The following is a 13,271-nucleotide window of genomic DNA, read 5'->3' on the forward strand; positions in this document are numbered from 1 at the left end:
CTCTCGACATCAATCGGCAAGTACGCCTGACCTGTTTCGCTGTCAAGCGCCATTTCTCTATCCTCCGGGGAGGATCTCTGATATCCTGCCAGGAGGATAGGAGAATTTCATGGACACCTCGCATTCCGCGATCGCCCGTCGTCTGAAACGCGCCAATGGCCACCTCGAAACCATTATCGAAATGATCGAGAAAGGCCGGCCTTGCGCTCAAATCGCTCAACAATTGCAGGCCGTGGAGAGCGCCATCGAAAGCGCCAAGAAGGCGTTGATCCACGACCACATCAGCCACAGCCTCGAACGCTCGCTCAAGGCTGCCGGCTCGAAAGGTCAGGCTGCGCTCAGGGACTTCAGCCTGATCGCGAAGTATCTGTGACGCTACGCCGCGGATCCGTGCACCTGGTGCAAGCCGGTCGCAAAAAAGCTTGCGTCAGTTTCAACTAAGAAGCGTTCGCAGATGACACTTCAAGAGGCGACGATGCGCTATGTGAGCTGTCCAACCGCCGCGATCAATGCACCTGTCGATGTCGTGTGGGTTCTCATAGAGCCCGCCGCCTGGGGAAGCGTGTTCGATGTGCGCGTTGGCAGCATCGATCCGCCCGGGCCGGCGATCGTCGGACAAAACATCAGCGGCGAGACCGGCCTTCGAATCTTTCATCTGAAGCTGACGTTTCGGATGATCGAGATCGATCCGCGCCAACATCGCCTTTGCCCGGATGTACATTTGCCGTTTGGCATGGGCAATATCCGAGAAACGCCGGATTCGGAAATTCTTCAAATCCAAAATCTGCGGCAATGATCAACCCGCCTCAGGTCCTTTCGGAAGAGCCCACTGCGGTAACGCCGCACGGTGGGTTCTGTGGGGGCGAAAGCCAGCAATGGCCGAGCTACCCGACAAATCTGCCTGTCCGGTTCGATGAGCGGGGTGTGAAAACGGGCAATGGTCGAACCAGTGAGGCACCGCCAAACGAAAGGGGCGGAAACAGATATGTTCGAACCTAAAGCTACCGCGTCACACCTCGACTCTACACGAAACTGACATGGGCGGCCTGGTCGGCGATGTCCGGTCTCGGGGGCAGAACGGAAGTCGGATTTCGGGGCCGTCAGGTCCAAGTCTGACCCAACTCGGACCTTCCCGAAACCTTCCAAGGTTCCTATGACGGATGCTAAGATGGCAGCACCTCGGGGGGCTGATATGGAACGGCGGAAGTTCATCGCGATTGCGGCAATAGGCGCGGCTTGGCCTTTGATGGCGCGCGCGCAGCAGAATGTAACGAGCGCAAAAAAATCGAGAATTGGTGTCCTGTGGCACGCCAGTAATGCGGATGAAGAGAAGATCTACTTAGATGTTTTAACAAAATCGTTCAGCGATCTTGGCTATGTCGAAGGCAAGAACATTGAGTTCCTTCATCGATTTCCTGCCGAGCAACCGGAACGGTTTCGTACGCTCGCACGCGAGCTTGCCGAGGACAAAGTCGACGCGATTGTCGCGGTAACTGGGTTGGGCGCAAAGGAGGCTAAACAGGCCACCAGCACCATTCCGATCGTATTTGTCATCGTATCCGATCCAGTCGGTGGCGGTCTTGTCGAGAGTCTTGCGCGACCCGGCGGCAATGCCACCGGTCTCTCACTGATGGCAATCGACCTGAGCGGGAAGCGTTTGGCGTTATTGAAGGAAGCGGTTCCGAACCTGTCGCGTGTAGCACTTTTGGTCGATCCGACAGATCCGTTCACGCAACGCGCGGTCAAGGCCAATCAGGCTGCGGCCGAGGCGCTAGGAATTTCGTTGTGGCCGACCGAGGTACGGACGCCGGATGACATTGAGCCTGCGTTTTCCAAAATTGCTCAAGACCGCGCCGACGGCGTCATCTTGGGAGCTGGATCGATGCTCTTTAATGAGCGGGCACGTATTGGTTCGTCGGCTTTGGCACACAGGCTGCCAGCGCTGTCATTTATCGCGGAGATGGTCCCACACGGTCTTCTGCTGTCGTACGGACAGGATTTCCCCGATTTTTTCCGCCGCGCAGCGGCCGACGTCGACAAGATACTGAGAGGCGCAAAGCCCCCGGATATCCCGGTCGAACAGCCCACGCGCTTCAAATTGGCTATCAACCTGAAGACCGCCAAGGCCTTCGGCCTCACCGTTCCGCCTTCGCTACTGGCGACAGCCGACGAGGTGATTGAATAGGCGCGTCACTTCCGTTGTTGATGCTGTGGACGGCTCCTCCACCGGCACATCGGCGCCATGGATGTTGGCGCTGTTAGTGCTCCCACGATTCAGAGGAGCGAGCCATGCAGACGATAACGACAATCGGTTTAGACATTGCCAAGTCGGTTTTCCAGGTCCACGGCGTTGACGCTGGCGGCAAAGCTGTCGTTCGCCGTCAGTTGAAGCGTCGCTATGTGCTGGCGTTCTTCCAGAAGCTGTCGCCATGTCTGGTCGGTATAGAAGCCTGCGCCTCAGCGCACCATTGGTCGCGCGAGCTGCAGGCACTGGGTCACACCGTGCGGCTGATGCCGCCGGCCTATGTGAAGCCCTACGTCAAGCGGCAGAAGAATGACGCGACTGACGCAGAGGCCATTTGCGAGGCGGTTACCAGAGCCAACATGCGGTTCGTGCCGACCAAGACTGCCGAGCAGCAGAGCGGCCTGGTGCTCCACCGCGCCCGCCATCTGTTCATCGGCCAGCAGACCTCGGTGATCAATGCAATCAGGGCCCATCTTGCCGAGTTCGGGATCGTTGCGCCGGTCGGGCGTCACGGTGTCGAGGAACTGCTCAATGTCGTCGCCGATCCAAGCGACAGGCGGGTTCCGGAAATGGCCCGCGTGTGTCTCCTGGCATTCGGGGCTCAATTGCGCAGGATCAAGGAGCAGATCCTGGAGTTCGACCGTCTGATCAGGGCCTGGCACCGATGCAACGAGATGAGCATGAGGCTCGATGAAGCTCCTGGCGTCGGTCCGGTGCTGGCCACTGCTTTGGTCGCTGCCGTTGCCGATCCAAAGTCCTTCCGATCAGGTCGCAACTTCTCGGCATGGATTGGGCTGGTTCCTAAACAGCATTCAAGTGGGGGCAAGAACAGGCTCGGCAATATAAGCAAACAAGGTGACCGCTATCTGCGCGGCCTGTTCGTGGCCGGCGCGCTTGCTGTCATCCGTTACGCCAAGATCCATGGCACCAACCATCGGCCCTGGCTGACGGCCTTGCTGGCGCGGCGGCCGACCAAAGTTGTGGCTATCGCGCTCGCCAACAAGATCGCCCGAATGGTCTGGGCCATGATGGCCAGAGGCGAGAGCTACAAGGAACCCGTCGCGCTTGCGCGATAAACGAAATCGCGCCGAACAACCGGCGTGATGTGTTGGTTGGGAGGGCGAACAGCACGTAATGCAGAGCCGGTCGATTCGGCGATCAGGACAACCCACTCGTGCCAAAGCATTCTTGAATGCGAGTTGTTGGTCGGGACCTGATCCGCGGAGGGCATTATGGCCAGCGGCCATGTGAGCCGCATTAAAAGGCCGAACACATGGCTGCACCGACCAATGCTGCAAAACGTGAAAAAGCTCTTGCCAACACGGAGCCGTCCACACATGGCACGAAACGGACCAGATCGGCTGGTCCGGCGATGTCCGTTGATCGGGGTAGACCGGAAGTGGCTGGTCGATGGTCAAAACGACGCGATTGACCCAAAGAGACATTTCTCGCATTGCGGCAATCGTGTTTATGCTGGTTTAAAGTACTTGTTTGAGCCGTTAGGATGGCTTGTCTGAGGGTGAGGGCGAGCATGCGGCGGCGGGATTTTCTCGGTGTTTTGGGCGGCGCGGTGGCGTGGCCCGCTATGGCGCACGCGCAACAGCCGACCAAGACCGTCGGGGTCCTCGGCGCTGGCGGGGCGGCCGCGTGGGCTCCGATGATCGCGGGGTTCGAGCAACGCCTTCGCGAACTCGGCTGGATCAATGGAGGCAACGTCGCGATCGTCTACAGGTGGGCAGAAGGCAAGAGCGAAGGCTTCCGGGATATTGCTGCTGAGTTTGTCAAGCTGAAGGTTGACGTCATCCTTACGGCGGGAAGCGCTGTTCCGGTAGCTAAACAGGTGACTTCGACGATTCCGATCGTTTTTGCTGTTGCCGTAGATCCTGTCGCCAGTGGATTCGTCGAAAGCCTCGCCCGCCCCGGTGGCAACGTCACGGGGCTTTCGCTTCAGTCGAGGGATATCGCGCCAAAGCGTATTGAAATTCTACGCGAGGCCATCCCGGGCCTTAGCCGCATCGCGGTGTTGGCTAATGCAGGGTATCCGCCCTCTACCCGAGAATCCGAGATCGTCCAGAAAGTTGCCGGCAAGGTTGGAATTGGGGTTAACGCTCTCAGGATCAACCGTGCCGTAGATATTGCACCTGCGATTGCGTCGCTCAATGGCGGCTCACAAGCGCTCTACGTGTGCACCGAGTCGCTCGTCGTTACCAATGCGGCCAATATCAACGCCTTGGCGCGTAGCGCTCACGTCGCGACTTTATGGGGTGCGCGCGAGTTTATACGCACGGATGGATTCATATCTTACGGCCCTAATGAGGTGGATCAATTCCGGCTCTCCGCTGATTATGTTGATAAGATCCTCAAGGGTGCAAAGCCAGCCGATCTTCCGGTGGCGCAGCCCACCAAAATCGACCTTGCAATCAACCTTAAGACCGCCAAAGCGCTGGGTCTCGTCATACCAGAGTCGTTTCTCGTGCGTGCCGATGAGGTGATCGAATAGGACGCAATGCGGCGTAGCACGAGTCCGGTTGTGGCACGTTTCGGACGTGCCGATCCTTTCGACGAAGGTCGGCTATGAGGGGCAAAGCGGAAGTGACGGAGAGGTCGTCAACCCGACGCTTTTGACCCGATTCGGACAGAGAACCCATTTTTTATCTGGCACAATTTGTTCATGGTAACGTTGATGAAAAAGAGAATCTGTCCTATCGGGAGTGAGCTTATGAAACGCCGTGAGTTCATGGGGCTGCTCGTCGTCTCGGCGGCAGTGCCAATCGTTGCGCGAGCGCAGCAGCAGCCGATGCCGGTGATTGGGTTCCTCCATGCCGGTTCGCCGGAGGCTAATGTCAAGCAAGTGGCGGCTTTCCGCAACGGTCTGAGCAAAGCCGGCTATGTCGACGGGCGCGAAGTGACAATCGAGTACCGCTGGGCGGAAAATCGCGACGATCGACTGCCCGAACTTGCAGCCGATCTGGCCCGCCGCAGGGTTGCGGTAATAGCGACTCCTGGCACGACGCAAGCAGCACTCGCGGCTAAGGCCGCGACCACGACGATTCCGATTGTCTTTAGCACTGGCGGCGACCCGATGGCGCTCGGCCTCGTTGTCAGCTTCAATCGGCCAGGCGGAAACGTCACCGGAATCGTCAATACGAGCGCTCGGCTTGCCGGAAAGCGGCTTGGGCTGCTGCGTGAGTTGGCACCTGAGACAAAGCGTTTTGCAGTGCTTGTCACTCACGATGGGCCGCTCACGCAAGCCACGTTGAAAGACCTGCATGCAGAAGCCCCGCAGCTCGGGTTGCCGGTAGAAATCCTCTATGCTGATACCGCGGACGAGATCGAGGGTGCTGTGACGAAACTGTCGGGAGTTTCCGGCTCCGCATTAATGGTTGGTCCGGATGCGTTGTTCACCAATCTGCGCACACGAATCGTCACCCTTGCAGCGCAGCGTGCGGTACCAGCAGTCTACTCCGTGCGAGAGTTCGCTGAGGCGGGCGGGCTCTTGAGTTACGGGCCAAGCTTTTTAGATACTTATCAGCAGGTAGGCGAGTATGCTGGTCGCATCCTCAAAGGCGAAAAGCCGAGCGACCTGCCAGTCATGCAGGCGAGCAAGGTCGATCTGGTGGTCAACCTCAAAGCCGCGCGTGCGCTTGGCGTAGCTGTACCGGATAAGGTCCTCGCGATCGCTGATGAGGTGATCGATTAGGTCACTTCCCTTGTTGGCACGAAACGGACATCGAGACCCCGCCTGTGAATGTCCGCTCTTGAGAGTGGAGCAGACCTAGTCCAGAGCTTGCCAACAGTCGATTTCAAAGGCTTAATTGTATGATGCGGTACACGATGGAAAAGTTGCCGGGTCGCGACCTGTGGGCACCGGCCTGCGTTGGTGAACGACGTGGAACAGATCGACCTTGATCTTGATGACGCCGACGACCTTACCGATCTGCTCAACAGGCTCGATCGAGAGGCTTCCGCTAGTAACAAACACTGAGGCTCAGGATTGATTAGCAGCGTCCACCTAGCCACTTGGTCGATGGCAGCCAAGATGGACATCCGCCAGCAACATTGCGTGATGGGCCCGCATTTTCGCTAAGGGCTTGTCTGCCGACGCCGCCGCCATTCCGCTCACTACTGCGGCTGATCGACATAAACCCGCGCAGGCCCCGCCGGCTGACAGCATGCGACCTTTCGCCGTCGCATAGATTCTTGCGGTGCCTCCCACAACCAATCTAGGTTTGTTGCCCATTCGGTTCAAAGGGAGAGCGGACGTGGCGACAGGTACTGTGAAGTGGTTCAACGCGATTAAGGGGTATGGTTTCATCGCGCCGGATGGCGGTGGCAATAAGGACGTGTTCGTCCATATTTCGGCCGTTGAGAAGGCTGGCCTGAATGACCTCCGTGAGGGCGACAAGGTCACCTACGACGTCGTTCCAAACAAGGGCAAAGAGAGTGCGGAAAATCTGCAGGTGAAGTGAAGGTGGTGCCATCAAGGCGCCGTGTCGGTACCGGTAGGTTCCTCGAGCCATTGGCTCATCTGCGCCGACGATATCACACGTTTCGGGAGATGAGGATTGAGCGTGCCCGCGCTGATGTTTTGGGTCTCGGTTAGTTTTTGTTTCGCGAACTCCTTCGCCTCTAGCTCGCTGCGAAATGTCTCGGTCGCTCGAGAGAAAGCTCGTTTCGCCAGGTCGCATTTTTTTTGTTCAAATGAAACGTACCAGGTATCCTGGCGCCTAACAGCCATGGGAGTTCTCGCGGGCAATGAGATAGCTTCATCCTTTCGCTTGCCGGCCGCAACACGTCATCGTGTCGCATGGACGGGGAGTGCGGCGGCCGTGACGGCCGGCGCAAATTGGCCTCTCCCGACGACGTCGCGCTCGATCGCAATATAGCGAGCAGTTCGCCGTGGCTGTTCTAGCTTCGCAGGCCACAGCGCAGGTCCCTATTCGTCATCAGTCACGCATGACGAAGCCATAGGATGAACGCCCGGGAAGCTGGCCTCCATCCTCGGGGTCGATCCGGCCGAGTTCTTCCAGCGGCCCTCCAGGTCCGGCTCTCGCAGGAAGGTTGGCTAGCCCGCCTGCCGGCCCGGCCCATCACTTGAGACCGTCTGGCCCCATATGTCCTTCCCCGGGATTTCAGTTTACGGCCACCCTCCTCAGGAGACTGGAGGCCCAGGGTGAACATCGACCGTCGGCAGCTATTGATCGGCGGGACTTGCGCCGCCATGGCCGGATCGTTCAGGACCTTGGGTGCATGTCCACTCCAGCCCATCCTAGGCGACTATCGATGGCACCCGTTGACCCGGTCCCTCCTCGAACGTGCCCGTAGGGCCAACATGGGCTGTGAGCTCCCGGACAGGGCTCGGGCCTACCAAGCAGAACCCAGCGTGCAGATTTCCTGCACTGGGCTCCCCAGATGACTTTTGCGAAGACCTCCGTTTCATACCGCTGGATGCAATGGAACGGACGATCCGGCAGTTCAGCGACGCTTCGGGCTGGACCAAACCTCTTGTTATAAAATGGATGGACGGCCCGACGGATGCGTTCGACCACCTCAGCCGATACGGCCTCGACGCGCTCCTCGACATGGGAACGGCGAGTTTCTGGCGGCGGGCTCATGCTCCGGTACCACCCGACGAGGAAGCGTTCGAGCGCGCCTTCGAAGTCCGGATGCTGGCGAACGAACTCCTCGGAGTTGACGAGCGCGACCGGACCCTGATGGCGCCAAAACAGCTGGCGAAGTCCAAGGCGATCTCGGCGCAAGCGCCGACCGAAGACGTGTTCCGGGTCAGGGCCGCCTCGGCTCAGATCGGCTGGCTGGAAACATCGCTGGCCGAAGCCGCGGCACAGGCCGTCTCGAACGTCGAGCGGCTCCTGAGCTCGGGAGCGTCCGAGGGTTCGGCGGCGATAGATCATCAGTTGAATGTCTACGAGTCGTACGAACACGGCCTGATGGCCACGTGGGAGACCCCGGCCGCGCTAGTCTGCGTGCCGAGGATCCGGGTTTAAGCCGTTTGCCAATCCGTTGGATTCGGTGGGCCGGGCTACTCCCGACTGGGTCACCGCGTTCGGTGACGTCCTTCTTGGACGAAAAGCGGACCTAGTTTAGGTTCGGGTGCACACGGAGTTCTGCAACTTCCATTTTGTCCCGATCTGTTATGTGGGACTTCATTTCGAAGAAGTGATTGCTATGAAGAAGGCCTCCTCTAAACCTGACGAAGTTTGGACAGAGATCAAATGTCCTGCATGTAACGGCACTGGATTTCCCACCAACATTCGGTCGATGCAACCAGGCCGCAAAATCTACCCAGCGCCGTGCAAGGAGTGTTTCGGCAAAGGACGGATAAGGAAGGTCGCTCGTTAGCTGACGATGTCCGCTTTCCTTTCAGAGGGAAACCAGAAAACATATGCTCGCATCGAGGTTTTCAGCTTTTGACCACCTCGGACGTCCGCACGTTTACGTTGGTTCCTGAACGCAGTTGTACCCTTCCAATCGGCTCAAACTATCAGATAAGGTTCCAGACTCAATGCTGGGCAGATATTGAACGGCGCGAGGCGCACGTATCAAGGAGCATTGCCGTGATTACGGCGTAGCATGGGTGATGATTGAACCCGCGTCGGCATATGTCGCGCGGCTCCGGAGAGCCGGAATTTTCAGTCCGGCCGTGCGGGAGCGGCTCCGTTCGCGGGATCCTGTTTTCGGTCTTGGACCGGATGGCCTCACGATGCCGGCTAAACAATGCCGCCAGACGCCGCCGGAAGCTCACGGAGAGGCCGAGGACGGTAATCGCGGTGGAAACCACAAGGACCACCTATTTTGAGAAACTGGAGGGTCGCTACCAGGACCCGTCCGTCTCTGGAGCCGCTGCGGCCGCCCCATCCAGATCCAGCCGTTCCGGACGGGCCGGATCCTAGCATTTTGCGGGGCCAGCCTAGTCTAGCGGGTGTAGCCCATCTTCATTCCAAGCCAGCGCGCCGATCAGCGTATTACGGCCAGCAAACTCCGAACCATGTCGTTGGCCGTGGTGATTACCTTGGTGTTTGCCGAGTAGGCCTGCTGAGTGACGATCAGCTTGGTGAACTGGTCGGCGATGTCGGTGTTCGATCCTTCGAGCGACGAACCGCTGATGGTTCCGGAGGCGCCGGCGATGGCCGCTCCCGACTGTTCGGTCGGAGCATAGGCTTCGCCGCTGAGCGCCTGCAGGTAATTCGTACCGTTGAAGTGCGACAGCGTCACCGAGGCAAGATCGAGGTTTTGACCGTTGGAAAACGTGCCGACCACGAGGCCGTTATTGTTGATGGCAACCGACTGAAGCTGGCCGGCGGCATAACCGTTTTGCGATATGGTGTTGATGGTCGCGGTGCCGCCGGTGCTGGCAAATTGCGTCAAACCGTTGGAGCCGAGGTTGAACGAAACGTTTCCGAGGGATTGACCGCTCACGGTCACTCCCGGGATAGTGATGGCGGTACCCGACGGACTCGACAGAGATCCATTGGAGTTGAACGTAAAGTTTTGACCAACGTTGACCCAGCCGACCTGCGTGCCGGTTGCGGTAGGATCGGTCTGATAGAAAAGATTCCAGGTGTCCTGATGCGGGCTGCCGAGCGCGGCGCTGTCGCTCTTGACCCAGCGCAGCTGCACGTTGACCGGCGTTCCCGCCGCGTTGTAGCCCGTCACCGCGCCGCCGCTGATGGATTCATTGTTAAAAGCCGTGAGGTCGTTTCCAACCACGAAGCCGGTGCCGATGCCGCCGCCGCCGGTGCGTGCTGCCGTCATAGTGGTCGGGAATCCCAGCGCGCCGAAGGCCGACGCGTTGTTACTGGCGACGCTCAGATCCGCCGTCGTGCCGGTATGCAGCGTAATCGCGCCGGTGCTTGTGTTGATGGTCGGTGCAACGCCGGTGATCGCGGCGATCTTCCCGAGGAGTGTCCCGACAGTGTCAGAGATGTCGATGTTGATAGGAGTAACGCCGGCGGCGGTGGTGCCGGCCGTGGAGCCGGTGTTCACGAAGTTGATAACCTGGCCGTCCACCGTGATGGTGTTGCCGGCCACAAAGCCAGACGTCAGCGAGTTGCTTGGGGCCGTCCCGGATAGCGTCGTTGCGGCTGTGATCGGGCCCGGCGTTGCCGCCTGGTTCAACGCGGCGGAGCCGGTGACTGCGTTGTCGCCAAAAGGCGTCGCCGGCGTGCCCAACACCAGGGGATTCTGGGTGAAGTCGGCGGTGTTCAGCCCTCCGTACCCGGTGATGGTGCCCGCGGCCGCGGTCGTGCTTGCCGTGGTCGCCGGCACCGTCGGAAGGTTCGCGGCATATTGAATGGAGCTGGTGGCCTGCGCGGGAACGAAGTTATTCTGGAATTGAAGCACCGACGCAACGCTGCCGGTTGGGTTTCCGGTCTTGGAATCGACCGTGACGCCCATCAGATAATATCCCGCGCCGTTGACGAGATTGCCGTTGGCATTGACCTGAAAATCGCCGGCGCGGGTGTAGTCGGTGATGCCGCTAAAGACCGGCTGATTGTCCACCGTGCCGGTGGAGGCCTGCACCGAGAAGAAGCCGTCACCGTTGATCGCCATGTTGGTGGCGACGGTCGATGCGGAGACGGTGCCTGACGTCGAGATCGTCGCTTGGGCGTAGGCGGTGACGCCCCCTGACACCTGCCGGCTGGGCGTGGTTGCGTCCGGAATGAGATCCTCGAAACTGGTATTGATGCCCTTGTAGCCGACGGTCGAGGCATTCGCGATGTTGCCGGAAATATTCTGCAGCGAGAAGGATTGAGCCTGCAGGCCGCCAACCGCGGTAGTCAGTGCATCGAAGATACCCATAACATTGTCTCCACATTCGACGCTGCGCCTGACCGGCTAGCACCATGCCGTCATCGAAGCAACGCAAGCTCTGTGCCAGAAACATTCTGTAACAAATTCAGAGGCGAAAGTTACAAACTCAAGTTTCGGAAAGGACGAAATTGCCTAGCGCGGCAAATTTTGCCGCGACGCATCCACGTTTTCACCGAAGGTGAAGAGCTAAGGTCCGCTTACAGCATCCGATATCAACCTATTGCCACGGACAAGTGCGCGCTCACCAGACCGGGAAAAATGGTGAAGTGCCCATTTGAACACTACGAGAAAAACCGGGCCCGGCGAGGCAGTCCTACGGACGGACCGACCAATAGGGCTAGAACGAAGGCCTCATTTACGAGTTGACCGACGCGCGGAAGACCCAACAGCGAAGCATTCGATCATCTGAGCAAACAAGGATTACGCGCCATTTGCTGTCGCGCGTCTTGCGGACTTGCCATGGATGACCGACCAAGCAAGTATCAGCCTATCGCTCGCCATCTGGCGACGCCGAGGTCGCCGGATACTCAAGACCCGGCACAATGAGGAAACAAATGCTCTCTTCCACACGCCTGCACAGTCTTGTCGTCGCCGCGACGTTGATCTTCGCCCTCCCCACCGCTTTCGCCGAGGGTCCCGTCACCGTCGAACCCGCGGCGGCGGGGTTCACGACGGCCGGACTGGCAAGGATCGACGCCTATCTCAAGAACGAGGTCGCCGGAAACAAGATTCCGGGCGCCGTCATGATGATCCAACGCCACGGAAAGACTGTCTACTTCAGTACTTTCGGCGTCAGGGATCCCGGCACGAAGCAACCCATGACATCCGACAGCATCTTCCGCATCTATTCGATGTCGAAGCCGATCACCACGGTGGCCGCCATGATGCTGGTCGAAGAGGGTAAGCTGCAACTCGATGACCCGTTATCAAAGTACATCCCGGCGTTTGCGAACGTTAAGGTCGGCGTCGAGAAGGACGAGGACGGTACGATGGTCCTGCATACCGTCCCGGCCAAGCGTCCGATCACCATCCAGGACCTGATGCGGCACACCTCGGGGATCACCTACGGCTTCTTCGGCGAAGGTCTGGTCAAGAAGGCATACGTGGACGCTCACCTGTTCTCCGGGGACGTGGACAACGCCGAGTTTGCTGAACGAATCGCCAAACTGCCGCTCGCCTATCAGCCGGGCACGACGTGGGACTACAGCCATTCGGTCGACATCCTGGGCCGCGTCATCGAGGTGGTTTCCGGGAAGTCGCTCTACCAGTTCGAAAAGGAGCGGTTGCTGGACCCACTGGGCATGAAGGACACTGCCTTCTACGTGACCGATCCGGCCAAGAAGTCCCTCGTAGCCGAGCCCTTCCCGAACGACCGGACGATCGGCAACGACGCCGTTATGAATGACCCGCGGGAGGTGCAAAAGTGGGAGTCCGGCGGCGGCGGCATGGTATCCACCATAGGTGACTACGCCCGTTTCGCGCAGATGGTTCTGAACGGCGGCACGCTGGGCGGACGCAGGTATCTCAGCCCGAAGACGGTCGCCTACATGGGCTCCAACCATATCGGACCCGGTTCAGGGGTGACACCAGGTCCGTACTACCTGCCCGGACCTGGCTTCGGATTCGGGCTTGGTTTTGCTGTGCGCACGGAGGCCGGCGTCAGTCCGGCCGAAGGATCCGTCGGCGAGATGAACTGGTCAGGGGCCGGGGGCACGACGTTCTGGGTGGATCCGAAAGAGGACATGTTCGTGGTGTTCATGGCGCAGACGGTCTCGCAGCGCGGAAGACTTCGGGTGGCACTGAAGAACATCGTGTACGGAGCCTTTGAAAAGTAACCTCAGAACTTCCGGGCGGCGAAGCGGGTCTCGCCGTCCGGAGTCGAGCCGTGTCACTAACGGTCCGATGTCGTCTTGACCAATCCCAACTTTTTGGACCAGGCACCCCATAGCGTCCCTTGCAAACAATAGGTGCTGGCCTCCGTAAACTCCCAGTCGTGAACCCCATTGGAGGTAGACTGCTTTTGGTGCGCGCTGGCTGGTCGTGAGTCCTCGATCCCGGCGCCGCCGAGACAATAGAATCCGTCCGGGAAGATAGGCCCCGTCTTGTAATCAAGCGCGACGGCACCGATGGCGATGGCGAGCAATATCAAAAACTTCATGCCTCGCCCTGGCACTGTGCTTTGAATCTCTTTTCA

The 13,271-nt window shown here is 59.1% G+C and carries 12 protein-coding genes; 9 read left to right on the top strand and 3 right to left on the bottom strand.

Annotated features, from left to right (window positions below; translation table 11 throughout):
• Positions 1-109: 109 nt before the first annotated feature.
• From B5527_RS37000 to B5527_RS37030, 7 genes are all read left to right on the top strand, one after another.
• Positions 110-373: a metal-sensing transcriptional repressor gene (locus tag B5527_RS37000; protein WP_079605886.1), complete on the top strand. Its 264-nt coding sequence runs from the start codon at positions 110-112 to the stop codon at positions 371-373.
• An 81-nt stretch (positions 374-454) separates the two neighbouring features.
• Entirely contained in the window at positions 455-796 is a 342-nt protein-coding gene (locus B5527_RS37005; RefSeq protein ID WP_079605887.1) for a hypothetical protein, read from the top strand.
• Positions 797-1,192: 396 nt separating this feature from the next.
• Positions 1,193-2,185: an ABC transporter substrate-binding protein gene (locus B5527_RS37010; RefSeq protein ID WP_172842777.1), complete on the top strand. Its 993-nt coding sequence runs from the start codon at positions 1,193-1,195 to the stop codon at positions 2,183-2,185.
• Between the two features lie 104 nt (positions 2,186-2,289).
• Positions 2,290-3,321: an IS110 family transposase gene (locus B5527_RS37015; RefSeq protein ID WP_079603660.1), complete on the top strand. Its 1,032-nt coding sequence runs from the start codon at positions 2,290-2,292 to the stop codon at positions 3,319-3,321.
• Between the two features lie 455 nt (positions 3,322-3,776).
• Positions 3,777-4,745 (top strand): ABC transporter substrate-binding protein, encoded by a 969-nt coding sequence (locus tag B5527_RS37020; RefSeq protein ID WP_172842778.1) that lies wholly within the window; start codon positions 3,777-3,779, stop codon positions 4,743-4,745.
• Positions 4,746-4,964: 219 nt separating this feature from the next.
• Positions 4,965-5,945: an ABC transporter substrate-binding protein gene (locus B5527_RS37025; RefSeq protein WP_172842779.1), complete on the top strand. Its 981-nt coding sequence runs from the start codon at positions 4,965-4,967 to the stop codon at positions 5,943-5,945.
• A gap of 562 nt (positions 5,946-6,507) precedes the next feature.
• Positions 6,508-6,714, top strand: a complete 207-nt coding sequence (locus B5527_RS37030) for a cold-shock protein (protein ID WP_079607799.1) — start codon at positions 6,508-6,510, stop codon at positions 6,712-6,714.
• Between the two features lie 11 nt (positions 6,715-6,725).
• Here the strand turns inward: B5527_RS37030 and B5527_RS37035 are convergent, their stop codons facing one another.
• Positions 6,726-6,983 (bottom strand): hypothetical protein, encoded by a 258-nt coding sequence (locus tag B5527_RS37035; protein WP_079605891.1) that lies wholly within the window; start codon positions 6,981-6,983, stop codon positions 6,726-6,728.
• A gap of 715 nt (positions 6,984-7,698) precedes the next feature.
• Between B5527_RS37035 and B5527_RS37040 the strand changes: the two genes are divergently transcribed.
• Positions 7,699-8,250 carry a hypothetical protein gene (locus B5527_RS37040; protein ID WP_079605892.1) on the top strand — a complete coding sequence of 184 codons (552 nt, stop codon included), beginning with the start codon at positions 7,699-7,701 and terminating at the stop codon, positions 8,248-8,250.
• A gap of 970 nt (positions 8,251-9,220) precedes the next feature.
• Here B5527_RS37040 and B5527_RS37045 read toward each other — a convergent pair.
• Positions 9,221-11,065: a flagellar hook-basal body complex protein gene (locus tag B5527_RS37045; protein WP_079605893.1), complete on the bottom strand. Its 1,845-nt coding sequence runs from the start codon at positions 11,063-11,065 to the stop codon at positions 9,221-9,223.
• A 554-nt stretch (positions 11,066-11,619) separates the two neighbouring features.
• On the opposite strand from B5527_RS37045, the gene B5527_RS37050 reads away from it, so the two are divergent.
• Positions 11,620-12,912 carry a serine hydrolase domain-containing protein gene (locus B5527_RS37050; protein WP_245332398.1) on the top strand — a complete coding sequence of 431 codons (1,293 nt, stop codon included), beginning with the start codon at positions 11,620-11,622 and terminating at the stop codon, positions 12,910-12,912.
• A gap of 56 nt (positions 12,913-12,968) precedes the next feature.
• Here B5527_RS37050 and B5527_RS37055 read toward each other — a convergent pair whose 3' ends face one another.
• On the bottom strand, positions 12,969-13,235 hold the full coding sequence (locus B5527_RS37055) for a hypothetical protein (RefSeq protein WP_079605895.1): 267 nt from the start codon (positions 13,233-13,235) through the stop codon (positions 12,969-12,971).
• Between the last annotated feature and the right edge of the window lie 36 nt (positions 13,236-13,271).

It is taken from the genome of Bradyrhizobium erythrophlei, assembly GCF_900129425.1.
Taxonomy (GTDB): Bacteria; Pseudomonadota; Alphaproteobacteria; order Rhizobiales; family Xanthobacteraceae; genus Bradyrhizobium; species Bradyrhizobium erythrophlei_C.

What these genes read in the sequence shown, in the direction of transcription:
- B5527_RS37025 (WP_172842779.1), top strand. Translation starts at nt 4,965, where the DNA reads ATGAAACGCCGTGAGTTCATGGGGCTGCTCGTCGTCTCGGCGGCAGTG.
- B5527_RS37000 (WP_079605886.1), top strand. Translation starts at nt 110, where the DNA reads ATGGACACCTCGCATTCCGCGATCGCCCGTCGTCTGAAACGCGCCAAT.
- B5527_RS37005 (WP_079605887.1), top strand. Translation starts at nt 455, where the DNA reads ATGACACTTCAAGAGGCGACGATGCGCTATGTGAGCTGTCCAACCGCC.
- B5527_RS37010 (WP_172842777.1), top strand. Translation starts at nt 1,193, where the DNA reads ATGGAACGGCGGAAGTTCATCGCGATTGCGGCAATAGGCGCGGCTTGG.
- B5527_RS37040 (WP_079605892.1), top strand. Translation starts at nt 7,699, where the DNA reads ATGGAACGGACGATCCGGCAGTTCAGCGACGCTTCGGGCTGGACCAAA.
- B5527_RS37035 (WP_079605891.1), bottom strand. Translation starts at nt 6,983, where the DNA reads ATGGCTGTTAGGCGCCAGGATACCTGGTACGTTTCATTTGAACAAAAA.
- B5527_RS37020 (WP_172842778.1), top strand. Translation starts at nt 3,777, where the DNA reads ATGCGGCGGCGGGATTTTCTCGGTGTTTTGGGCGGCGCGGTGGCGTGG.
- B5527_RS37015 (WP_079603660.1), top strand. Translation starts at nt 2,290, where the DNA reads ATGCAGACGATAACGACAATCGGTTTAGACATTGCCAAGTCGGTTTTC.
- B5527_RS37050 (WP_245332398.1), top strand. Translation starts at nt 11,620, where the DNA reads ATGAGGAAACAAATGCTCTCTTCCACACGCCTGCACAGTCTTGTCGTC.
- B5527_RS37055 (WP_079605895.1), bottom strand. Translation starts at nt 13,235, where the DNA reads ATGAAGTTTTTGATATTGCTCGCCATCGCCATCGGTGCCGTCGCGCTT.
- B5527_RS37045 (WP_079605893.1), bottom strand. Translation starts at nt 11,065, where the DNA reads ATGGGTATCTTCGATGCACTGACTACCGCGGTTGGCGGCCTGCAGGCT.